Raw genomic sequence first — 20,879 nt, 5'->3', positions numbered from 1 at the left:
AAGTTGAAACCCTTCTTCCAAGCCAGATTAAAGCCTGTGTCTCCTGCTTTAGTCACGTCGCAAAGTCTTGAAAAACGACACAACGATCGCACTTCAATTTGATTCAGATTTGTCTCACTCACTTCAGATTATTGGTTCATCTGAGATAAGTCAGGATTAAATGAAAACTACAGTCTGATTTGACTGGATTCGGGGTGAGAGTTGATTGGAATGTTTGCGATTTTTGTCCACCTTATTCGTTACTTCTTGTTTCAGCGACACATACAACTAAGTGACTACAATTTTCAGGGTTTGGCAATTTGCCAAACCCTTTGACGTTTTAAGACTATTCACCGAGTTCTAGAACAGGTTCTTTGATCTTCAGATTCAACGGCACTTTTAACGTCGATCGCTGTTTCAAACTCGTCTGATATCGTCCAAGTGCAGTCAGCGAAAAATGCTGCTGGTAGAGATGGTATTTCAGATAGAAATGTCCGGGGAATCCTGTGCCTGTGAATAAGTCTTCGTCCCAAGCACCGTCTTTCTGAGTTTGGATAAGATAGGCAATCCCTTTGTCGATCGCTTCCCATTCATACTGTCCAATTCCATCCCCAGCGGCTAACAATCCAATGATTGCCCAAGCGGTTTGAGAGGCGGTACTATCACCTTTTCCTTTGAGCGTTAGATCTTTGTAGCTTTCGCAAGTTTCACCCCAACCGCCGTCAGGATTTTGCACTTGAGTGAGCCAATTTGCTCCGCGCTCAATACTCCGGCGATGTGTGTTTGGAGCTACTTTCGACAATGCGGCTAAAACACCGCTCGTTCCATAAATGTAGTTTACGCCCCAACGTCCGAACCATGAGCCATCTGCTTCTTGTTCGCGAACGAGATAGGACAAAGCTCGATCGAGCTTTTCTGGAGTCAAAGCCGCCGTTCTTTTCGGATCTCCATTCTGAAGCTGTCCTAGCATTTCTAGAACTCGCGCCGTGACATCAGCCGTATTGGGATCAATCATCGCTTTGAGATCGCCGTAGGGCATTGCGTTGAGCCAGTCTTGATCATTATCGAGATCGAATGCTGCCCAGCCTCCGGGCTTGCATTGCATCGTGCTAATCCAATTCACACAGCGGACGATCGCTTGTTGTTTCTCAGCTTCATTTGGCATCTCTAGTAAATCAAGCGCCATCACGACGACCGCAGAATCATCGACATCGGGATAAAAGCGGTTTTCAAACTCAAACGCCCACGCACCCGGTTTTCCTTCGGTGTTCTTGACTGCCCAATCTCCGTAGCTGAGAATCTGCTTTTCGAGCAGCCATTCGCCAGCTTTGACTAATTCGGGATGAGAAGGGGAAACACCGGATTCGATCAGCGATCGTATCACCAGTCCTGTATCCCAAACCGGAGACACACAAGGCTGAATTCGATAGCTGTTGTCTTCTTCGATCGCGAAATGGTCGATCGCTCTTAATCCCCGCGCTACAAATGGATCATTCGCGTCGTAGCCTAAACAACGCAAGGCAATCAATGAATTGATCATGGCTGGAATGATGCCGCCCCAGTCTCCGGTGGCTTCTTGACGTTCGAGAATCCATTTTTCAGCGGCTTTGATCCCTTCTTCGCGGAATGGCATGAGGTTCCAATCTTCGGCAAATTTGAAAGCTCGATCGAGGTCTAAAAACAGATCTGTCCAATCCGATTTTCGCGGCAATTCATACACCGCATTGTGAACGCCTTCGACATAGAGTTCATCCAGCGTGACAGCGGGATCAGTGATAAAAACGGGTTTACGATCGAACGCAACTAACAACGGAACGGTACTTCCTCGCGCCCAACTCGACATTTCATAAATGCTGAACGTGTGACCGGAAAACAAGGGATCACCGAACGGATTTGGAATCTCAACTTTGATCGAGGGCAGAAACATGATCCCCGGCGGCAGGGATGGAATGCCACGCCAGTCGAAACAACCAAGCAGCGCTAAATGGAACTTGGTAAAGATGCGAGTTTTCGTAATGCCGCCGCGTGCCAGGATGAATTCTTTCGCTCGAACTAATGCAGGATCAGCCGACGACACACCGAGCAATCTTAAAGCCATGTACGCTTCAACAGTCGTGCTTAGGTCGCCGCCATCGTTGTAGTACAGTTCCCAACCGCCATGAATTCGCTGTTGCGATCGCAAATAATTTTCTGCTTTGTGCAAGGGGCGCTCTTGGTCTGTTCCCCAAATCTTGTGGAGCAGAATCGTTTCTGCCGTGATCGTGACATTCGATTCAAGTTCTGCCCACCAGTAGCCCTCTGGTTTTTGCAATGATAAAAGATACTGCTGACTCGCTGAAATTGCGTTTTCTAGTGATTGCATTCCAAATCTCCTCACACTTCGTAACCCTACCAACCTCTACGGCTGCGCTGCCATTCTCCGTCGCTGGCTTCGCTGTTTTTGTTGCGCGGCAAATCTTCTCGCGCATGAAGAATATCCCACAATTTGTATGCTGCGGCTCCTTTGACCGCAACCACTTCGTTTTTATCACCGCCTGTGAGAAACACTGATCCTGAAAGTTCATCATTGTCAGCGTTGAGTTTCCACTTGACTTTGACGATGTACTGGGTGTTCACTGTAATGTTTTCGTCAATACGAATGAATGCCATTTTGGATCGCTCTTTTGTGAAATGAATGCGTTTAAGGTGATTGTGACATGAGTGAAATCATTCTTGGGTTGTCGATCGTAAGTTTATCGATCTGGATTTATCTTTTAATGTTCCGAGGACAGTTTTGGCAAATGGATCAACGCTTGCCGGAAGGAACTTCTCAAACTGCTTCAGTGTGCGTCGTGATTCCGGCAAGAAATGAGGCGGATTTGTTGCCGATCGTATTGCGATCGCTGTTAACTCAATCGTATTCGGGTTCGCTAAATATCATTCTGGTCGATGATCACAGCACCGATGGAACCGCACAAGTCGCAAAGCAAACAGCGGAAATGTTAGGGAAATCGGAACAATTACAAATTCTGTCGGCTCAACCTTTACCCGCAGGCTGGACAGGAAAACTCTGGGCATTAGAACAAGGGATTCAGAAAGGAATGGAGTTAGAGCCTGATTATTTTCTACTAACCGATGCTGATATTGAGCATGATTCGGATAATTTGCGGGATTTGGTGAGTCACGCGATCGAGAACGATCGAGAATTAGTCTCGCTGATGGTACGTCTGCGTTGTGTGAGCTTTTGGGAGAAGTTACTAATTCCCGCGTTTGTGTTCTTTTTTGCAAAACTCTATCCGTTTTGGTGGGCGAATGATCCGAGTCGATCGCTGGCTGCCGCTGCTGGAGGATGCAGTCTAATTCAGAGAGAAGCATTAACCCGAATCGGAGGTGTCGCGGCAATTCGACAGGCGTTGATCGATGATTGTGCTTTGGCGGATGCGATTAAATCAACTGGATCTCGAAGAATCTGGCTTGGATTGACACCCACGACGATTAGTTTACGTCCTTATGATTCACTCGATACGATTTGGAACATGGTTTCTCGTACTGCTTATACTCAGCTAAATTATTCTCCTTTGCTGTTAATCGGTGCAGTATTTGGAATGTTTATTGTGTATCTACTTCCTGTGGTTGGAATTCTGACCGGAAGTTTAATGAGTTTATTCACTTACTTGTTAATGTCACTATCCTATTTCCCGATCGTGCAATTTTATCGCTGTCCATTTTGGTATGCGTTTTGTTTACCTGCGATCGCATTTCTCTATCTGCTCATGACGATCGATTCTGCGATCAAACATTGGCGCGGTCAGGGTGGCGCGTGGAAAGGACGAACCTACTAGATATTTGTTAACGCTGCGAGTTCACTGCGGCTGAGAATTTGAGGATTGCGAACATACGCAGTTCCGCGATCGCTCCAAACAAAATGTAAATAATAGGGTTGCGTTCCTGATTTCTCGACTTGATACACTCGCATTCCGGTATCTTCGTCTAAGTCTTTCTCAGTCAGTTGATACCCTTGGTTTTGTAACTGTTTCTCTAACGTTCCTGCAATCTTTCGTCCTTGCGTTTCCAAAACTTGCCAACAGCCTTCACGTCCGTTGCATCCTGGTGTTGCTCCATCAATTTGCAGAGCATCTTTCGGAGCGGGAGACGGCGAGGGGGAGGGGCTTACAGTCGGAGCGGAAGACGGAGGTAGAGAGGGTGAGGGGGATGGAGCAGGGGCAGGAGTCGATTGCGAAAGAGTTGCAGTAGGAGAAGGTTTCGGAATCGCGCTGGGTGTCACCGAAGGTTTTGGAGTGAGTTGAGCCTTGGGTGTTGGAGTGAGGGTTGCAGTAGGAGAAGGTTTCGGAATGCTTGTAATGGCGACAGGTTTTTCTTGCTTTTCTACGATCGGATCGGTCGGAGGTACGGGAATGGCGAAAACCAGCCCGTGTAGTCCGACTGCGATCGGGATCATGTGCCAAAGTTTGACCTGTTTAAACATGTCAACTGCAAAAATTATTCAACAAGCAACAGTTTTGACCTTACCATAAATCAGAAACATCACGATCGCAGTTAAAGTCTCAATCTTCATCGATCGCATCTACTCTAAAATGCAAACTCTCCGATTTTTCTTTGTTCTGGCGTTGTCATTCTCGATCGCATTCTTGATACCCCATCCGATTCAGGCACAATTGAATCCGACTGTGTTCGTGGATATTCGATCGATTAATCCCCGCATCGCGCTCGATATTCGGTACGCAACTAGAAACAACTTTGTGAAAGAAACGCTTTATCCACAAGCTCGATGTATTTTACGGGCTGCAACTGCACAACAGTTATCACAGGTGCAAACGGATCTGGAAAAGCGCGGACTTGGATTGAAAGTATTTGATTGTTACCGTCCGTTGTCGGTGCAGAAACGGTTATGGCAAATCAAACCCGATGAACGATATGTCGCAAATCCGATCAATGGATCGCGGCATAATCGAGGTGCAGCAGTTGATTTAACATTAGTCGATCGCACTGGAAAAGAATTACCCATGCCGACTGGATTTGATGACTTCACAGATCGAGCCAGTCGCAGCTACACCAACTTACCCGCTGAAGTGCTAAGAAATCGTCAACTGTTAGAAGACGCAATGGTGAGAGCAGGTTTTATCCCGCTCTCAACCGAATGGTGGCACTTTGACGGACGCGGCTGGCAAAACTTCTCAGTTCGAGATGTTGCCTTTGGTGCGATCAGCTCCGCTCGATGATTCCGCCACCGAGTAATACTTCCCCGTCATACCAAACCGCTGCTTGTCCGGGTGTGATACTAAATTGCGGTTCATCAAATACGATCCGCACTCGGTTATCTGTGATCGGAATCACGGTTGCAGGTGTGGCGGTCGATCGATATCGAATCTGTACATCGGCTTTAATTGGAGCAGATGGAGGTGCGATCGACACCCAATTGATTCGAGATACCGTACATTCAAGATTCTGCGCTTCGGAGCGTTCGCCCACAATCACCCGATTTTGCACAGCATCCAAACCGATGACATACAGCGGTTCAGAGTGAGCGATTCCTAATCCTTTGCGCTGTCCGATCGTATAGTGATGCACACCTTCATGCTGACCGAGTACTTTACCAGAGCGATCGACAATTTCCCCTTTATGTGGGGTGATGTACTTATCGAGAAACGCCTGCATCGATCCGTTTGCTTCCACTAAGCAAAGATCCTGACTTTCGGGCTTGTCTGCGGTGTGAAGCCCGAACGAGGCTGCAATTTGGCGAGTTTCGGTTTTGTGCTTTTCACCGAGTGGAAAGACTACTTGTGAGAGCACTTCTTGATCGAGATCGTACAGAAAGTAAGACTGATCTTTTGAGCGATCGACGGCTCTCAACAGTTGATAGCGTCCATTTTCAAACCGAATTCGGGCATAGTGACCCGTGGCGATTTTATCAATCCCCAGGGTTTCCTGTGCATACTTCAGCATTGGGGTAAACTTCACCGCTTTATTGCACTGCGAACAGGGCAAGGGTGTGATTCCGTCACCATAGCCAGTGACTAAGTAATCGATAATATTTTCCTGAAATACATCGCGGGTATCGACAATGTGATGCGGAATGCCCAACTCCTCACAAAGTTTCGCCGCATCGACCATGCCTTCAGAGCAACACTGACCTTTCCCTTTCATCAACCAAAGGGTCAAGCCAACGACTTCATAGCCTTGATCATGCAACGTAGCTGCCGCTACTGAGCTATCGACTCCTCCAGAGAGTCCGACCACAACTTTGTTCATCGGAGTTTCGTCATCTAAATCCCTTCTAGGCTAACATTTTGCCGCGAAATCGGCTTAATTCTGCAAGGTCTCTAGGCAAAGCTGCCGGAAATGATCTCCGCGCTGCTCGAAATTCTGATACTGATCGAAGCTGGCACAGGCAGGAGATAAAAGAACGACTTTCGCAGAATGATGTTTTGCAAGTTCGGTCGATCGAATCACTGCCCTTTCCATCGTTTCAACATCTTCGTAGTTCGAGTAGCCAATTTCCTCAAACCGTCTTGCAAATGTCGGAGCCGCTTCACCAATCAGCAACACAAACGCCGCTTTTGCTTGAATGACCTTGAGCCATGCTTGATCTTCCCCAATCTTCGGTTCTCCGCCTGCAATTAAAATCACCGGAGCTTTTACCGCAACAAGTCCAACTTCTGCAGCATCATAGTTTGTCGCTTTGCTGTCATTGATAAAGTCAACCCCTTGCCAAGTGCAGATTCGTTCTAACCGATGGGGAACGCCTGGAAACTCTGCAACGGCTTCAGCGATCGCTTCTTTTTCAATCCCTGCGAAATGTGCTGCTGCAACAGACATCAATAAATTCTGCAAATTATGCACTCCAGGCATCTTCAGCGCGTCAGCTTGAACAATCTTTTTGCCTTGTACGATCGCCCATCCATCCTCAATATATGCTCCAAATTCCGGCTTTCCAATCGGTTCAGATCTGCCCTTTACACTTGTCCAGCAAGCATTCTCTTGAATCGGATAGCTTTGCTGTAGTCCAATGTTTCGTAGATACAAATCATCACCATTAAAGATTTGCTGTTTTGATTGATTCAGCAAACTGGCTTTGATGTTGAAATAGTTCTCTAGTGTTTTGTGGCGACTGAGATGATCCGGTGTAAAGGTTGTCCAAATGGCGATTTCGGGCTGAATCGAAGGTGAAGATTCGATTTGATAGCTGCTAATTTCAGCGATCGCCCAATCAATTTTTTGATCTAACAATGCGACTTCACACGCAGCATAGCCAATGTTGCCAAATGCAGGCGCGTGACATCCTGCTTTTTGAAAGATTGCTGCGGTTAAAGCCGTTGTTGTCGTTTTACCATTTGTTCCGGTGATTGCGACCCAAGGTGCAGCATTCAATGCTCTCCAAGCGAGTTCCATTTCGCCGATCGTTTCAATGTTCATCGATCGAGCAGTGACTAAACTTGGCACATCCCACGGTACACCCGGACTGACTACAATCAAATCGGGCTGTACTGATTCGGGATCAAAGCGATCGCCGAGTCGAACATTAATTCCTTCTGCTAAAAGCTCTTGCTGTTGGGATTCGAGCGTGGGGGAAAAACCGCGATCGCTAAGAGTCACTTGCCATCCTTGGCGTTTGAGCAGTCGGGCAGCAGCATTGCCAGATTTCCCCAACCCAATCACAGAAGCATTTGGCATAGGATACGATCGCACGTTACTCTTTTTGCATTTTTAATCCTACTGCGTAACGATCCAGGTTTATGATTTATCTCAACTAAATTATTTCGCTAGAATGAGTTCATCGATTTATCCAACTCCACGACAAGAAGCAAAATGTATCTTGCTCTGCATGAGCTTAACGAGGATGTATGTTCCAATTCATCTTGTGCGGCTTGATGAGCGCAACAGAAACATTATTTTGCTAGCTGGCGAAGAGATTGAGATTTATATTTCTGAAGATGGAGAATGGGGGTACATAGAATGAAACCTGATTATTCAGCGATGACTAGGGCAGAACTGAGAGCTTATGTACTGTCTCATTATGAAGATACAGACGCTTTTCACGTACTTGCCGATCGCATATTGGCAGATCCGAACTTGAAATTGTATTCACCTGAGGATATCGATCGCTTTCCCGAAATCTACGAAGAACACCGCAAACGTAAGGAAGCTGAAAAGAAGATGGGCGAATCTGAACAGAATTAGTCGGGTTGAAAAGGGGAACGCGATCGCGTTCCCCTTTTATTTTTTAGGCTCCGACCGCTTCTTTCGCAGCGTAAAGAACTTCAGCGGTGATTTGAGTGATATTGCGATCGCGAGCAAACTTCTCAGTATTCCGCTTCACCTTACCCCGTACAAATCCCGGAATCCGATTCAATTCCGCCAATCCATCCTTGCTCCAACCGAGATCTGATTCTGCCGAAACTGATTTGGTAATCACTTCTTTTGTATCGTGACCGCCAAAGATTTCGAGCAAGTGATCTTCCATGCCAAGCGTGAATGAGTTGTAGATCAAATCCACAAGCTGATTACTGCCTTCGTAGCCGACAAACGGTTTGTAGCCAACCGGGAAGTTTTGAATGTGAATCGGAGCCGCGATTACACCACAAGGAATATCGAGCCGTTTTCCAACGTGTCGTTCCATTTGGGTTCCAAAGATCGCAGCGGGTTCAAGACGTGCGATCGCATCTGCAATTTGTCCATGATCTTCGCTGATCAGAATGTCATCGCAGTATTCACCGACTTGATCTTTAAACCATTCTGCATCGTACTTACAATACGTTCCTGCCAGCAAAACATGAATTCCCATCTCACGCGAGAGAATTTTAGTAATTGCTGCGGCGTGAGTGCTATCTCCGAAGACGACTGCTTTTTTACCGGTTAAGTTTTGGCAGTCAATCGATCGAGAAAACCAAGCCGCCTGCGACACATAGCGCGTTTGCTGATCAATGAATGGTTCAAAGTCAACGCTTGCACCTTGAGCATTGATCACTTGCTGAATTTTGCGAATGCAGCGTGCGGTTTCAACAATGCCCATCGGCGTGATATCGACGTAGGGCGTTCCAAATTCTTGTTGGAGATATTCCGCTGTGAGCAAGCCTGTCTCACGATACGGAACTAAGTTAAACCAAGCACGAGGAAGGGTTTTGAGTTCATCCACGCTTGCACCTTGAGGCACGATCGCATTGACTTCAATTCCCAAATCAGACATCAGTTTCTTTAGTTCGGTTGCATCGTGGTTGTGATGAAATCCGAGCGTTGTTAAACCAAAGATGTTGACTGAAGGTTTCTCAGTCTTTTCCGTGACTAAATCGCCTTTCTTTCGAGCTTTAGCAATGTAGAACTGTACAATCTGTTGCAAAGTGCGATCGGCAGCTTGTAGTTCGTTCACGCGATAGTGATTCACATCCGCTAACAGCACATCACATTCTGCTTCAAGCTGTGCCCGCTCAACAAAGTTCTGCAAATCTTCCTGCAAAATGCTCGATGTGCAAGTGGGAGTGAGAACAATCAAATCAGGATGTTCTTCGCTATCTTTGCGCGTAATATTATCAACGACTTTTTCTTGTGAACCACGGGCGAGCACATGACGATCGACCACGCTCGTTGTCACCGGAGTATAGTCACGTTCGCGTTCTAACATCGATCGCATGACATTAAAATAGTCATCGCCGATTGGCGCGTGCATGATGGCATGAACATTTTTAAAGGAACTGGCGATGCGGAGTGTGCCAATGTGCGCGGGACCTGCATACATCCAGTAAGCTAATTTCATATCGGGTGTCTCCCTTATGGTGCAGTGAAGGGTTTGAAATATACTGCTTTAGCATTGTCGCAAAGTTAGCGATCGCGTTGAGACTTGCTTTGTGATGTGTTACGCGATCGCACAAAAGTTTAAGAAGCCACAGCGCTTGCTCTGCAAGAAGCGGCGGCAGTTATTGCAGTTTTGTCTATCAAGATTCTTAATACTACTCAGTGAATCGATACAAATCTCACGAGTGCTGAGAGTACAATCATGACATCAGCCAACCGAGGGAAGAAAAAAATACTTCTTTGGAATTAATCATGGCATGACATACCAGCAACTTTTTAGTTGTCAGACCAAGAGTATTGAGAATGCGTACAAACCAGTGATGACATTAACCGCATGAATTCAAAGCACCCCTGTCGAGAACTCGGACGGAAATCCCAAAAGCATCAGCTCAAATCTGGAATCAAACAACGATTCAATGGAGCCTGTGCTTATTGTGGACGCACTCCTCAAGTTCTCACCTTGGATCACATCGTGGCGCAATCCAAAGGGGGCAGAGATGTCAAATCGAATTTGGTCGCGGTCTGTCAGCGCTGCAATCTCAGCAAAGGAAGTCTTCCCCTCTGGCAATGGTGGCAAGCCTCTCCCTGGTGGAACGAAGAAAGAGCGATCGCGCTTTCTACAATGGTGTTGGTCTGTCCACTTAAGTCGTCAACATCCGCAATGCCACCGCTTCCGCCGTCCTAATGCCGTCAATCCCCGCTGAAAGAATCCCGCCCGCGTAGCCTGCGCCTTCTCCCGCCGGAAACAAGCCTTGAGTATTCACACTCTGCCCATCTTCCGTGCGCTTAATCCGAATCGGGGAAGAGGTTCGGGTTTCGACTCCAGTCAGAACCGCATCGGGCATCGCAAACCCTGCGATCTGTTGCTCAAAGGCGGGAAGGGCTTCACGAATTGCCGCGATCGCATATTCAGGCAAGCTAGACCCCAGATCGCCTAAATGAACTCCAGGAGCATAGGACGGCAACACACTGCCAAACTCACGCGATGGACGATCGGCAATAAAGTCTCCCACTAATTGCCCTGGAGCCTCGTAGGTTCTGCCGCCTAGCTCAAACGCCCGCCTCTCTAACTCTCTCTGCAAAGCAATCCCCGCCAAAGGATTCCCCGGATAATCTTCGGGCGAAATGCCGACGACGATCCCACTATTGGCGTTGCGTTCATTGCGAGAATACTGACTCATGCCATTCGTTACGACATGCCCCAGCTCTGAAGTTGCAGCCACGACTAATCCACCCGGACACATACAGAAGCTATACACCGATCGTCCATTTTTGGCATGATGCACTAACTTATAATCTGCCGCTCCCAATCGTCGATCACCTGCATATTGTCCGTATCGGGCGCGATCGATCACGGGCTGCGGATGCTCAATCCGAAACCCGATCGAGAACGGTTTCGGCTCAATATAAACGCCTTGGTCGAACAACATCCCAAACGTATCGCGGGCGCTGTGCCCAACCGCTAGCACGACATACCGACTTTCGAGGATTTCTCCGCTGTCTAAGCGAACGCCCTGCACTTGCCGATTCTCAATGAGCACCGCTTCGACTCGACTTTGGAAGCGAATCTCACCGCCCAGCGATTCGATCGTGGCTCTCATCTTTTCAACGATTCCGACCAGCTTAAATGTCCCAATATGCGGACGATTCACATACAGGATCTCCGGTGAAGCGCCTGCATTGACGAATTCCGTTAGCACTTTGCGCCCATAGTGCTGTGGATCGCGCACCTGACTGTAGAGTTTGCCATCAGAGAAGGTTCCCGCGCCGCCTTCGCCAAATTGGGCATTTGATTCTGGATTAAAGTCAGCTCTCTTTTTCCAAAAGCCAAACGTATCCGCTGTGCGATCGCGGACTTGTTTTCCTCGCTCTAGCAGAATCGGGCGAAATCCCATTCGCGCCAGCATCAATCCCGTAAACATTCCACAGGGACCCGTACCAATCACGATCGGGCGCTCTGTCAACCCTTTCGGAGCTTGAGCTACGGGACGATAGCTCATATCTGGCGCTTTTTTCACTCGCGGGTCTTTCTTAAACCGTTGCAGCACTCGGTTTTCATGCTGCGTTTCTACGTCCAAAATATAGACCGCAGTAATCTTCTCCCCTCGATTTCGGGCATCATAGCTGCGCTTAAAAATAGAATACCCCACCAATTCTTCTGCCGTAAGGTGCAGCCTTTCAAGAATCGCACTTTTGATTTCCGCTTCAGTATGATCTAACGGGAGCTTTATTTCACTCAGTCGCAGCATAATCCAGAGTCCAACCGACAAATTTCAGGATAACGTCTTTGCGATACCGATGAATTGCTTCCAAAGGGTTTGAGCTTGCAGAGAGCAGCATTCACGCATTTCACAATTAGCTAAGATTGCTCTGTGAATCAAGCCTCAATCAACTGCTGTGCTATCTGATTGTGCGTCTCGATCAATTTCTCCACATCGATCGTTGTTACTCTCCCTTGATCGACCACCCTTCGACCATTGATAAAGCTGTAATCAACTGTGTTCACCTGACAAAAGATCATTGCGGCAACCGGATCATGAAGTGCCCCCGCAAACTCTAATCGATCGAGATTAATCGCAATCAAATCTGCCGACATTCCCGGAGCGAATGATCCAATATCATCCCGTCCTAACACCTTCGCACCACCCAAGGTTGCCAGTTCCAAAGCTTCTCTTGCTGTCATCGCAGACGCATCCAATTCCCGCACTCTTGCCATCAGAAACGCCGTTCGAGCTTCATTTAACAGATTCGACGTATCATTCGAGGCAGACCCATCTACCCCTAAACCGACTGGAACCCGATGAGACAACATCTTCCGAATCGGAGCCATTCCACTCGCAAGACGCATATTGCTACAAGGACAATGCGCGATTCCCGTTCCCGTTCTACCAAAAAGTTGAATTGCTCGATCGTCTAACTGCACACAATGCGCGTGCCAAACATCCTCACCTACCCAGCCAACCGATTCTGCATAGTCCCCAGGGGTCATGCCAAACGTCGATAAACTGTAATCAATGTCTGATTTGTTTTCCGCTAAGTGCGTGTGCAATCGAATGCCCGAATACGATCGAGCCAGTTGCGCTGATTCCCGCATCAAGTCTTGAGTGACTGAAAACGGCGAACACGGAGCCAGCGTAATTCTCAGCATCGAATGTCGATCGTTGTCGTGATATTGCTCGATCAACCGCTGACTATCTTTCAAAATATCAGCTTCTTTCTCCACGACCGAATCCGGCGGCAATCCTCCTTGACTTTCTCCCACGCTCATACTGCCGCGACTCGCATGAAACCGCAACCCAACCTCCTGAACTGCTTGGATTTCATCATCAAGCGTACTGCCGTTCGGATAGATATAAAGATGATCACTTGCCGTTGTACAACCAGAGCGAATTAATTCAACGGCTGCCACCTGAGCGCTAATATAAATTGCTTTCGGAGTCAGGTTTGCCCAGATTGGATAAAGACTTTGTAGCCAGTTGAATAGAGAACAGTCCTGCGCTGCTGGAATAACACGGGTTAAGGTCTGAAAAAAATGGTGATGCGTATTCACAAAACCGGGAAGCACGACATGTCGATCGCGCAAATCAAGAACTTCATCTGCGGTTTCGGGAAGTTCTGAGGTCGTCCCAACCTGCTCGATTACATTGTCCCGGATCAGTAGCGCACCGTGGCGAATCTCTCGGCGCGTCGTATCCATTGTGACTAGCGTATGAATGTTCTTAATCAGCAGGGTGGACATGAACGCTTATCGGTAAAGGATATTGTTTGATTTACCGCACTGATCCACGGTTAGATGTGCTGAAACACACAATTTATTGATTCGTTTCAATCACGATAAATAAACACAAATGACTTCAATAAGAAAAATCTGTAGCGAAAACTACTATTTCTAATTTTTAAGCTGAGTTGTTACGGTATTCTGACATTAGCTTAATCAATTGAGTTTTTATGAAGAAGCTTTATTTTCGGTCTTGGCTTCGTCAACCTTGGAAGAGTCGATCGACTTCCCGATCGATCCATCAACCCCAATTTTCTTATCGTCAAATCCTATTCTGCTGGCTGGGAAGCTTTCTAAGCATTGCCACGCTAACTTATCTTTCGATTCACACGCATCATCCGCTGATTGCGGCTCCCTTTGGTGCAACCGCAGTTATTTTATATGCCATTCCAGATAGTCCGCTGGCTCAACCGCGCAACGTTATTCTTGGAAATTGTATTGGCGCGATCGTTTGTGTAACTTTTGTTCAATGTTTTGGCACTGCGCCCTGGGTGATCGCGCTCTCGGTTGCGACTGCGATTAAACTCATGCAGCTTACTCGAACCTTACATCCTCCCGGTGGTGCGGTGGCACTGGTGGGTGCGATGAATGGCGCTTCTTGGAGTTATTTACTGACTCCTGTGCTGGCAGGGTCGCTGATTATGGTAGGCTGTACGATCGCGTTTCATCGACTTGCAGTTAGAAAATCCTATTGAAATTATCAATTCTAATTATCAGAAATTGTGAAGACCGATCGGATCTAGGTTCGCTACATTCTTAAGAAGAAATAAAGAACGGAGCAAGTCGAAATGAAATTTGGATTAAAAGCGATCGCGCTATTGTTCATCAGCGCAGCCCTTTTGGGTGGGGGAACGGTACTGACAGGTTGCGGAGGACAGCAAGCTGAGAAACAACAAGAGTCGCAAGAAGCGAACAATGACGATGACAACCGTTCTGGAGCGCAAGCTGAAACCAACAATCAGGACAACGATCAAGAGGACGATGACGACAATCGCCGCGGCAATAATCGCAACAATGACAACGATCAAGACAACGACAACGATCGAGATAACGACAACGATCGAGATAACAACAATCGCCGCGATAACAACGATCGAGATAATGATTAACGTCTAGGAGAATGTTTGAAAAGTTGTCGTTCGTTGCAACGTCCCGCCCTGAAATGGAATTTCGGGCTAATCGGCGCAAGTCCATTGAAATGGACTAAGAACCCGAAACTGCCTCCTAGTCTACTTCAGTTTAAGGTTTTGCTGGAATGGGCAGGTTTGGCACAGTTCCGGGCTGGGACTGTACCATCTGTGGAGATGCCAGAATCTGAGAGATTTGGGATTGCTGCTGCAACTGTTGAGTTGAGGACACTAACCCACTCAATCCATTAATTAATCGCCTCAAATTGTCTCTTAGCTGTGGATCACCTGTTAGCTCATCGAGATCAGCCGTAATCTTCTGCGTGTTCTCAAAAGTTACTCTGGCAGAATCTAACGTCTGTTGCAGCATTGTGACTGTTGCTGGATTATTTAGCGTCACTGAAACATCTCGTAAATTTGCAGAAGTTTGAGCCGCATTTGCTGACAGCGTTTCAAGATTGCTGATCAGTTTACTGCCTTCGACCTGACTCAGCAGCGGACTTAATCGCGATACAGTCGTCCGAATATCGCTACTCGTGGCACTCAAATTATCCAAAGTCGAAACGAGCGTCGATCGATTCGCCGTAATCAAATCATTCACTTGCGCGATCGTCAAAGTCGCTTGATCTGCGGTATCGCCAATCGATCGAGCCGTTGCCGAAAAGGTTCTTACTTCGGTGCGAGCCGATCGAACTAAGCTCGACACTTCTCGACTCAGTTGAGCAATTTCAGCCGCCGCTTCACTGCTATTTTTTGTCAGTGTATTAATATTTCCAGTAAATTGTGGGCTACTGTACGTATCTGCAAAACGAATCGTCGCTCGAATCAATTCGTCAGTACTGATTCCGAGTACGCCTCTGATGCGGGAATTTTCGCACAGGATTAAATCGCGATTGCAGTCTCGATCGAGCGGTCTTCCCACCGCCGCTGATTCCGCAATCTCTTTTCGGGGTGTAATATCCAGAACCGTTTCGCCGAGTAAGCCAGTCTGATTCACGCTCAATTCCGAATCTCTTGGAATGACTAAATCGGCTCTTGCAATTTCGAGCCTCACCTCAACGCCATTCGGACCCGGCACAATGTTGGAAATTCTGCCCACCGTTACGCCTCGATATCGTACAGGTGAGCCAGTTTGAACGCCGTTAATCGCCGCAAAATCGGCAAACACCGTAAAGCTTCGATTCGCTGGATTCAGACCTTTGATCCACAGCACTAAGGCTCCAAAGAGTCCCACGCCTGCCAAAATCATTAATCCCACTGATCCTTCTCGCACTGTTCGCGATCGCATAACCCTTTACCCCACGACCTGAATCGGTCCTTCTACACTGCCACTAAAGAACTGCCGAATCAGCGGTTCATCAGATGTATCCAGTTCATGCACTTTGCCTTCCCACTGCACCCGTCCTTGATAGAGAAACAAAACGCGATCGGCAGTCCGGCGAATTGTACTCTCTTGGTGTGTCACCATCACATAACTTTGACATCCCCGCTGTGGACATTGCAGCGATCGTACTAAATCTTCAATCACAGTCGATGCGATCGGATCAAGTCCGGCAGTCGGCTCATCATAAAGTAGGATTGCTGGCGTATCGTCAGGATTTTCAGGATTGACCATAATCGCTCGTGCGAAACTGACTCGTTTCCGCATCCCGCCAGAAAGCTCCGACGGATAGCGCTGTCCAATTCCCGATAACCCGACCATTTCTAGACGTTCTTCGACGAGTTGCCGAATTCGTCGGCGCGACAACCGGGAATGCTGATAAAGCAAGAATCCGACATTTTCCTCAACCGTGAGCGAGTCGAATAATGCGGCTTGCTGAAACACCATACTGATCAAAATCGGATCAGGGGCATCTTCGATCAAGCCTTTTCGCCGTTTGCCGCCGATATAGACTTCGCCTTCATCGGGAGCCAACAGACCGGCAATAATTCTGAGCACGGTTGATTTTCCGGTTCCCGAAGGTCCAATAATGGCGAGCGCTTCTCCTGGATAAATGATCAGGTTTGCTCGATCGAGAACCTTATTCCCGCCGAAGGTTTTGCTGACTTCTTTTAGTTCAATCAACGGCTCAACCATGCCTTTTTTGCCCGATCGCTAAACGAATGCCGTGATGAGGCACTGTTATCAACTGATTCGCCTATCACCAATACCAAATTAGCGGTTCTCGTGCAGGATCGACAGGACAGATGCAAGAATTGGCTGAATTGTTTTGTTTGCGACTTGAAGAATTTAACAAGACTTAAACATTAATTTCCAGGCGATTTTTTCGACGATCGTATTTACTCCTTCATGATGTAGCTCGATCGGTTGTTTCTTCAGTCGTCGTAATTCGGTCATTGCCTTGCGCGTCACGGCATGGCTCGTATCGTCGGTCAACAGCAATACCACATCCGCTGTTTGAATCTGTTGAACGGCTTGATCCACAATCAGCAAGCCGTCTTCGACTGTAGACCACACGAAATACACTTTCGGCAACTTTTCTTTTACATAAGTCCGTGTGGTTGTGTGTCCCCCAAAGACTACGACTTTGCCGCGTAGATGCGTGTAGGATTCTTTTTCTTCTTTTTCGTCTACTGGAGCATCAGGCTTAGTGCGCTTTTCGCCGATCGGTCTTGGATCAGGCTGTGATTGTGACCAAAGCTTACGAGCGTGAGCATCCATGATTTTCAGCTTTTGTATCGCTGTTCCCTGAATCGTGATGGGCTTTTCGCTGAGTTCTTGAACGCGGTTGTATAAGAACTCGACGACTTCGTCTAAGCGATCGACTCCCTTTAAATCTTCTCGATAGTGATAGACATCCATCGCTAAGTACGACGCATCGTAGTAGCTTGTTTGCTCTTTAATCCGATCGAGAAGCTGTTCTGCGGTTTCGTGGCGCTCTTGAGCTAAGCGCTCAGCTTGATGCTTGCTCATTTGCGCTTCGTATTCGCGTTGAGCTTGTTCTTCTCGGCGTTCCTCGATCACTTGTTTGATCACGTCGATTTCGGTGGAGCTTTCCCCGTTTTGGGCTAGGGATTCACGCGCTTCGATTAAACGACGCGATAATTCTGGAAGATCCTGCTGTATCTGACTGCGGTAGTGTCGAATCGCGGTGGTTAGCTGTTCATAGGTCGCTTTGGCTTGCGCGTCACCTTCTAGAATCCCTTTTTGATCAAATCCGCGTTTGAGTTCTTCTAGACGCACACAGTACTGCTCTAATCGCTGCTGGATTTCTTGACGGGTATCCATTAAGCGCAGCGTTTCTTGAGAGGCAGATTCAAGATCATCGATCGAGAGAAATGATTGCATCGGAGTTGCCTTTATGAAGTAGTATGGAGCGTTTTTTTGATTCAGCAGACTCTTGTGAAAGAGTCTAGAATCTAGAACATATCTGGGATAGAGGTACTTTAGCTGTATTTAGTTTGCCCATTGTACTGTTTGTTTAATAGATCGCGATCGGACAAATATTAAGGATACGTATTAGATTACTGGAAAGTTTAGCTTATAAGCTTTAAATGCTGATCCGTTTCTGACCTGAAATGTGACAGTAACAATGACAGAAAATCATTAGAACTTTGACCGAAATCAGGGGCGAAAAGTTCAACTTTGATAGTTAAGACCTGTTTTGCATCATTTGATTGTGATGCAGCATTAAAGCGATTTAATTTTTTAGTGATCAAATTAATCTACAGATCACAAAAACCTTAGCGTACGTACAGTGTTACTTTTTTCACCTGTATTCGTAAAAACATTTATATACGTAGTAATTTTCATAACTGCTTTTACTTAAGTAGCGTTCGCGGTCGCATTCATCTTTCAGTGTTATCGCTTATGCTTATCTGTTCTGGAAATTGTAATGTTCACCTGTGATATTTGCGACTTGTGAATATCAGTACAGCTTGCACAAATTCCCCCTACTGTGTGGAGTTCCCTCGTGAAACATTACACTCTCGGCTGTTTGGCGCTGTCGATTGCGCTGACCGCCCCCGCGATCGCAGGTGAACCGATAACAACTCGGCAATTGCTCAAAGATCAACCCTCTCAATCCAAAGCGTCAACGCTTACTCCGGTTCCGATTTCGCGTCCTGAGCCGCTGTCTCCCACCCCTGTGACCGCACAAACACCCGCTGCGGCTCCCCGCGAACAGGAGCTTCTAGAAAAATTACGCCAATTAGAGCAAAAACAACAACAATTAGAACAAGAACTTAGCGTGCTGCGACAGCAATTAACGGCTGGGCGAGATAGTCCTACGATCGTGGCACAACCCGTAAAGCAACCGAGCACCCAACAAGTAGAACTCTCAGCGGAAGTGCTCTTTCTGCAACCGAGAAAGAGCAATATGATGGACTTTGCCATCCTCGATCCGGGAACTGCATTAGCGGTTAGTGGCGATGTTGTGCGGGTGAACTATGATGATGTGCCCGCATTGCGAGTAGGTTTAACTTATCGCCCTGAAAATACAAACTGGGAAATTGCAGCTTCTCATGTTTTCTTTAGCACTGAAGGTCAGCAGAGTGCCACTCGATCGCCTACCGGGTTTCTCTTTTCGACGTTTACGCATCCGTTTCAAAATGATTCAGCTAACACCGCAGATGCGAGTGCAAGATTGGCATATCGATCGACCAATGTAGAAGTCGCATACAAGCTGGATGTGAATTCCAGTTTAGGAGTGCGATTGTTTAGTGGACTGAGATTTTCTGATGTTGAGCAGGAAATGACCGTCGCTTATGATGGGCGAGATTTTAATCAAGCGATCGCCCGCAGCAAAAATGAATTCACGGGCTTTGGTCCAAGATTAGGGGCACAGATTGATTTGAAACTGGCTTCTGATTTGAAACTGTTTGGTCGAGGTGCAGGATCGCTGTTGTTGGGAAATCGATCGACGTTCTACGAAGAAACGGATAACTTGGGCACGGATTTAGTGGCGCGATTTGATCCCGGCAGTCAGCAGCAAGTGGTTCCGGGCTTAGAACTAGCGCTGGGACTAAGTTGGCAGCCGAGAATTGGTCGTCGATCGAACCTAAATTTCAGCATTGGATATGAGTATCAACACTTGTTCAATGTGTCGGATTCGATTCGATTCGTTGATTCTGCTAGTCCTGGTGTCTTTACTCAAAGCAAGAATGATCTGAGCTTACAAGGATTGTTCTTTTTGTTTGGCATTTCTTCTCAGTTTTGAACCTATCCGCATTGATACCCAAGTCAATTCAATCCCTCGTAGAAAACTAGTGAAACTACGAGTCAACATCACAGTAAAGCAGCATAAATTATACTTAGCTGCTTGAGCTGCATCTATTTTCTGACATCAGAGATTCTCGCTACATTTTCCACACTTCATCTTTTTTAGAGCATCATGAAAGACTTCGACTCTACTGCTTTACTGACGATCGACGATACATCGCTGTCGCTAGGAACCGTTCTGCGATACTACCAGCTATCCGGTCGTTTGCTTCCTTGGATTCGCGACATTGTTGAACAACATATTATCTTTAGCGAAGTTCAGCGACGCGATGATTTGAATGTAACGTTGGCAGAAGTCGAACAAGCTGCGGTCGAAGTTCGAGTGCAGCAAAAATTGACCGATGCAACTATCTTTCAGCAATGGTTGGACAGTCAGGGCATGAACTATGAACTGTTCCAGAATCGAATCATTCTGAATCTAAAGCTAGAGAAACTCAAGTCAAAGATTGCTGCTCCGAATCTGCAAGCGTTGTTTGACGAACAGAAGTCGCTGTTGGATCAAGTGGAAGTGACTTGTGTTGTGTTTGCAGAAGAAGCTCATGCGGGTCGATTCAAAGGGCAGGTTTTGAAGAGCCAGGACTTCGATCGAGTGGTGAGCGAATATACGATCGCTGATCCGCTAAAAGTGAGCGTGATGAAGAGTGGAATTCGGTTTGGTCAACTGCCCGAAGACGTGCGGGGATCGCTGCAAACTGCAACGGTTGGTGAGCTAGTCGGTCCCGTGAACATGGAACAGCGCTGGTGTGTGTTCCGAATTGAACAATTTTCGCCTGCAACGCTCGAAGGGGCTGTGCAGAAATCGCTTGAAGATCGATTGTTCCAGCAATGGTTAATCGATCGAGCGCAAGCGATCAACGTGAAGTTAGGTGCATCGACGGAACCTTCTGCTAATTCGGTACTGACTGCCGTATAGAAGCTTCTTTGCTTTTGTGAACTTGTGACCTCTGAGCAGTTGAGTCCTCAGAGGCACGACTTCCGTATGTTCAAA

The 20,879-nt window shown here is 47.1% G+C and carries 20 protein-coding genes; 9 read left to right on the top strand and 11 right to left on the bottom strand.

Annotated elements, in window-relative coordinates; translation table 11 throughout:
* Positions 1-325: 325 nt before the first annotated feature.
* Complete coding sequence (gene shc, locus NIES2104_RS11765) at positions 326-2,341, bottom strand: squalene--hopene cyclase (protein WP_058998393.1); 2,016 nt, start codon at positions 2,339-2,341, stop codon at positions 326-328.
* Between the two features lie 26 nt (positions 2,342-2,367).
* A complete protein-coding gene (locus NIES2104_RS11760; protein ID WP_058998392.1) occupies positions 2,368-2,628 on the bottom strand; it encodes a hypothetical protein in 261 nt (86 codons plus the stop codon).
* Positions 2,629-2,675: 47 nt separating this feature from the next.
* On the opposite strand from NIES2104_RS11760, the gene NIES2104_RS11755 reads away from it, so the two are divergent.
* On the top strand, positions 2,676-3,800 hold the full coding sequence (locus tag NIES2104_RS11755) for a glycosyltransferase (protein WP_058998391.1): 1,125 nt from the start codon (positions 2,676-2,678) through the stop codon (positions 3,798-3,800).
* On the opposite strand, the gene NIES2104_RS11750 is transcribed toward NIES2104_RS11755, so the two are convergent.
* Positions 3,797-4,444, bottom strand: coding sequence for a hypothetical protein (locus NIES2104_RS11750; RefSeq protein WP_058998390.1), 648 nt, complete (start codon positions 4,442-4,444; stop codon positions 3,797-3,799). The genes NIES2104_RS11755 and NIES2104_RS11750 overlap by 4 nt on opposite strands.
* A gap of 109 nt (positions 4,445-4,553) precedes the next feature.
* On the opposite strand from NIES2104_RS11750, the gene NIES2104_RS11745 reads away from it, so the two are divergent.
* Positions 4,554-5,198 carry a M15 family metallopeptidase gene (locus tag NIES2104_RS11745; protein WP_058998389.1) on the top strand — a complete coding sequence of 215 codons (645 nt, stop codon included), beginning with the start codon at positions 4,554-4,556 and terminating at the stop codon, positions 5,196-5,198.
* Here NIES2104_RS11745 and mnmA read toward each other — a convergent pair.
* Both mnmA and murD read right to left on the bottom strand, forming a co-directional pair.
* Positions 5,182-6,228: a tRNA 2-thiouridine(34) synthase MnmA gene (gene mnmA, locus NIES2104_RS11740; RefSeq protein ID WP_058998388.1), complete on the bottom strand. Its 1,047-nt coding sequence runs from the start codon at positions 6,226-6,228 to the stop codon at positions 5,182-5,184. The genes NIES2104_RS11745 and mnmA overlap by 17 nt on opposite strands.
* Before the next feature lie 54 nt (positions 6,229-6,282).
* Positions 6,283-7,650, bottom strand: coding sequence for a UDP-N-acetylmuramoyl-L-alanine--D-glutamate ligase (murD, locus tag NIES2104_RS11735; RefSeq protein ID WP_058998387.1), 1,368 nt, complete (start codon positions 7,648-7,650; stop codon positions 6,283-6,285).
* 94 nt (positions 7,651-7,744) lie between these two features.
* On the opposite strand from murD, the gene NIES2104_RS32360 reads away from it, so the two are divergent.
* Both NIES2104_RS32360 and NIES2104_RS11725 read left to right on the top strand, forming a co-directional pair.
* On the top strand, positions 7,745-7,936 hold the full coding sequence (locus NIES2104_RS32360; RefSeq protein WP_058998386.1) for a hypothetical protein: 192 nt from the start codon (positions 7,745-7,747) through the stop codon (positions 7,934-7,936).
* Positions 7,933-8,157 (top strand): hypothetical protein, encoded by a 225-nt coding sequence (locus tag NIES2104_RS11725; RefSeq protein ID WP_058998385.1) that lies wholly within the window; start codon positions 7,933-7,935, stop codon positions 8,155-8,157. The genes NIES2104_RS32360 and NIES2104_RS11725 overlap by 4 nt, the downstream gene beginning before the upstream one ends.
* Positions 8,158-8,200: 43 nt before the next feature.
* On the opposite strand, the gene bchB is transcribed toward NIES2104_RS11725, so the two are convergent.
* Positions 8,201-9,727 (bottom strand): ferredoxin:protochlorophyllide reductase (ATP-dependent) subunit B, encoded by a 1,527-nt coding sequence (gene bchB, locus NIES2104_RS11720; RefSeq protein WP_058998384.1) that lies wholly within the window; start codon positions 9,725-9,727, stop codon positions 8,201-8,203.
* A gap of 372 nt (positions 9,728-10,099) precedes the next feature.
* On the opposite strand from bchB, the gene NIES2104_RS30790 reads away from it, so the two are divergent.
* Positions 10,100-10,450 carry an HNH endonuclease gene (locus tag NIES2104_RS30790; RefSeq protein WP_072218056.1) on the top strand — a complete coding sequence of 117 codons (351 nt, stop codon included), beginning with the start codon at positions 10,100-10,102 and terminating at the stop codon, positions 10,448-10,450.
* Here the strand turns inward: NIES2104_RS30790 and NIES2104_RS11715 are convergent.
* Together NIES2104_RS11715 and NIES2104_RS11710 are read right to left on the bottom strand one after the other, a co-directional pair.
* Positions 10,407-12,014, bottom strand: coding sequence for an NAD(P)/FAD-dependent oxidoreductase (locus NIES2104_RS11715; RefSeq protein WP_058998383.1), 1,608 nt, complete (start codon positions 12,012-12,014; stop codon positions 10,407-10,409). The genes NIES2104_RS30790 and NIES2104_RS11715 overlap by 44 nt on opposite strands.
* Positions 12,015-12,142: 128 nt before the next feature.
* The gene (locus tag NIES2104_RS11710; protein ID WP_058998382.1) at positions 12,143-13,504 is read right to left on the bottom strand and encodes an 8-oxoguanine deaminase; all 1,362 of its coding nucleotides are present in this window, start codon (positions 13,502-13,504) and stop codon (positions 12,143-12,145) included.
* A gap of 209 nt (positions 13,505-13,713) precedes the next feature.
* Here NIES2104_RS11710 and NIES2104_RS11705 point away from each other — a divergent pair, with 209 nt between their 5' ends.
* Both NIES2104_RS11705 and NIES2104_RS11700 read left to right on the top strand, forming a co-directional pair.
* Entirely contained in the window at positions 13,714-14,238 is a 525-nt protein-coding gene (locus NIES2104_RS11705; protein ID WP_058998381.1) for an HPP family protein, read from the top strand.
* Between the two features lie 93 nt (positions 14,239-14,331).
* A complete protein-coding gene (locus tag NIES2104_RS11700; protein ID WP_058998380.1) occupies positions 14,332-14,652 on the top strand; it encodes a hypothetical protein in 321 nt (106 codons plus the stop codon).
* A 130-nt stretch (positions 14,653-14,782) separates the two neighbouring features.
* Here NIES2104_RS11700 and NIES2104_RS11695 read toward each other — a convergent pair whose 3' ends face one another.
* The 3 genes from NIES2104_RS11695 to NIES2104_RS11685 form a co-directional block, all read right to left on the bottom strand.
* Positions 14,783-15,958 carry an MlaD family protein gene (locus tag NIES2104_RS11695; RefSeq protein WP_058998379.1) on the bottom strand — a complete coding sequence of 392 codons (1,176 nt, stop codon included), beginning with the start codon at positions 15,956-15,958 and terminating at the stop codon, positions 14,783-14,785.
* Positions 15,959-15,964: 6 nt separating this feature from the next.
* Positions 15,965-16,747 (bottom strand): ABC transporter ATP-binding protein, encoded by a 783-nt coding sequence (locus NIES2104_RS11690; protein ID WP_058998378.1) that lies wholly within the window; start codon positions 16,745-16,747, stop codon positions 15,965-15,967.
* A 153-nt stretch (positions 16,748-16,900) separates the two neighbouring features.
* Entirely contained in the window at positions 16,901-17,959 is a 1,059-nt protein-coding gene (locus NIES2104_RS11685) for a hypothetical protein (RefSeq protein WP_058998377.1), read from the bottom strand.
* Between the two features lie 625 nt (positions 17,960-18,584).
* Here NIES2104_RS11685 and NIES2104_RS11680 point away from each other — a divergent pair.
* Both NIES2104_RS11680 and NIES2104_RS11675 read left to right on the top strand, forming a co-directional pair.
* On the top strand, positions 18,585-19,829 hold the full coding sequence (locus NIES2104_RS11680; RefSeq protein ID WP_058998376.1) for an Lpg1974 family pore-forming outer membrane protein: 1,245 nt from the start codon (positions 18,585-18,587) through the stop codon (positions 19,827-19,829).
* 174 nt (positions 19,830-20,003) lie between these two features.
* On the top strand, positions 20,004-20,804 hold the full coding sequence (locus NIES2104_RS11675; RefSeq protein WP_058998375.1) for a peptidyl-prolyl cis-trans isomerase: 801 nt from the start codon (positions 20,004-20,006) through the stop codon (positions 20,802-20,804).
* Positions 20,805-20,879 lie beyond the last annotated feature (75 nt).

The sequence above is a fragment of the Leptolyngbya sp. NIES-2104 genome (assembly GCF_001485215.1).
In the GTDB taxonomy this organism is placed as follows: Bacteria; Cyanobacteriota; Cyanobacteriia; order Leptolyngbyales; family Leptolyngbyaceae; genus Leptolyngbya.
Note: the sequence above shows the minus strand (reverse complement) of the source record. Positions and strands in the feature narration are given on the sequence as shown.

Excerpts from the sequence above, each read along its gene's own strand:
- shc (WP_058998393.1), bottom strand. The coding sequence starts at position 2,341 with ATGCAATCACTAGAAAACGCAATTTCAGCGAGTCAGCAGTATCTTTTA.
- NIES2104_RS11760 (WP_058998392.1), bottom strand. The coding sequence starts at position 2,628 with ATGGCATTCATTCGTATTGACGAAAACATTACAGTGAACACCCAGTAC.
- NIES2104_RS11755 (WP_058998391.1), top strand. The coding sequence starts at position 2,676 with ATGAGTGAAATCATTCTTGGGTTGTCGATCGTAAGTTTATCGATCTGG.
- NIES2104_RS11750 (WP_058998390.1), bottom strand. The coding sequence starts at position 4,444 with ATGTTTAAACAGGTCAAACTTTGGCACATGATCCCGATCGCAGTCGGA.
- NIES2104_RS11745 (WP_058998389.1), top strand. The coding sequence starts at position 4,554 with ATGCAAACTCTCCGATTTTTCTTTGTTCTGGCGTTGTCATTCTCGATC.
- mnmA (WP_058998388.1), bottom strand. The coding sequence starts at position 6,228 with ATGAACAAAGTTGTGGTCGGACTCTCTGGAGGAGTCGATAGCTCAGTA.
- murD (WP_058998387.1), bottom strand. The coding sequence starts at position 7,650 with ATGCCAAATGCTTCTGTGATTGGGTTGGGGAAATCTGGCAATGCTGCT.
- NIES2104_RS32360 (WP_058998386.1), top strand. The coding sequence starts at position 7,745 with ATGAGTTCATCGATTTATCCAACTCCACGACAAGAAGCAAAATGTATC.
- NIES2104_RS11725 (WP_058998385.1), top strand. The coding sequence starts at position 7,933 with ATGAAACCTGATTATTCAGCGATGACTAGGGCAGAACTGAGAGCTTAT.
- bchB (WP_058998384.1), bottom strand. The coding sequence starts at position 9,727 with ATGAAATTAGCTTACTGGATGTATGCAGGTCCCGCGCACATTGGCACA.
- NIES2104_RS30790 (WP_072218056.1), top strand. The coding sequence starts at position 10,100 with ATGAATTCAAAGCACCCCTGTCGAGAACTCGGACGGAAATCCCAAAAG.
- NIES2104_RS11715 (WP_058998383.1), bottom strand. The coding sequence starts at position 12,014 with ATGCTGCGACTGAGTGAAATAAAGCTCCCGTTAGATCATACTGAAGCG.
- NIES2104_RS11710 (WP_058998382.1), bottom strand. The coding sequence starts at position 13,504 with ATGTCCACCCTGCTGATTAAGAACATTCATACGCTAGTCACAATGGAT.
- NIES2104_RS11705 (WP_058998381.1), top strand. The coding sequence starts at position 13,714 with ATGAAGAAGCTTTATTTTCGGTCTTGGCTTCGTCAACCTTGGAAGAGT.
- NIES2104_RS11700 (WP_058998380.1), top strand. The coding sequence starts at position 14,332 with ATGAAATTTGGATTAAAAGCGATCGCGCTATTGTTCATCAGCGCAGCC.
- NIES2104_RS11695 (WP_058998379.1), bottom strand. The coding sequence starts at position 15,958 with ATGCGATCGCGAACAGTGCGAGAAGGATCAGTGGGATTAATGATTTTG.
- NIES2104_RS11690 (WP_058998378.1), bottom strand. The coding sequence starts at position 16,747 with ATGGTTGAGCCGTTGATTGAACTAAAAGAAGTCAGCAAAACCTTCGGC.
- NIES2104_RS11685 (WP_058998377.1), bottom strand. The coding sequence starts at position 17,959 with ATGCAATCATTTCTCTCGATCGATGATCTTGAATCTGCCTCTCAAGAA.
- NIES2104_RS11675 (WP_058998375.1), top strand. The coding sequence starts at position 20,004 with ATGAAAGACTTCGACTCTACTGCTTTACTGACGATCGACGATACATCG.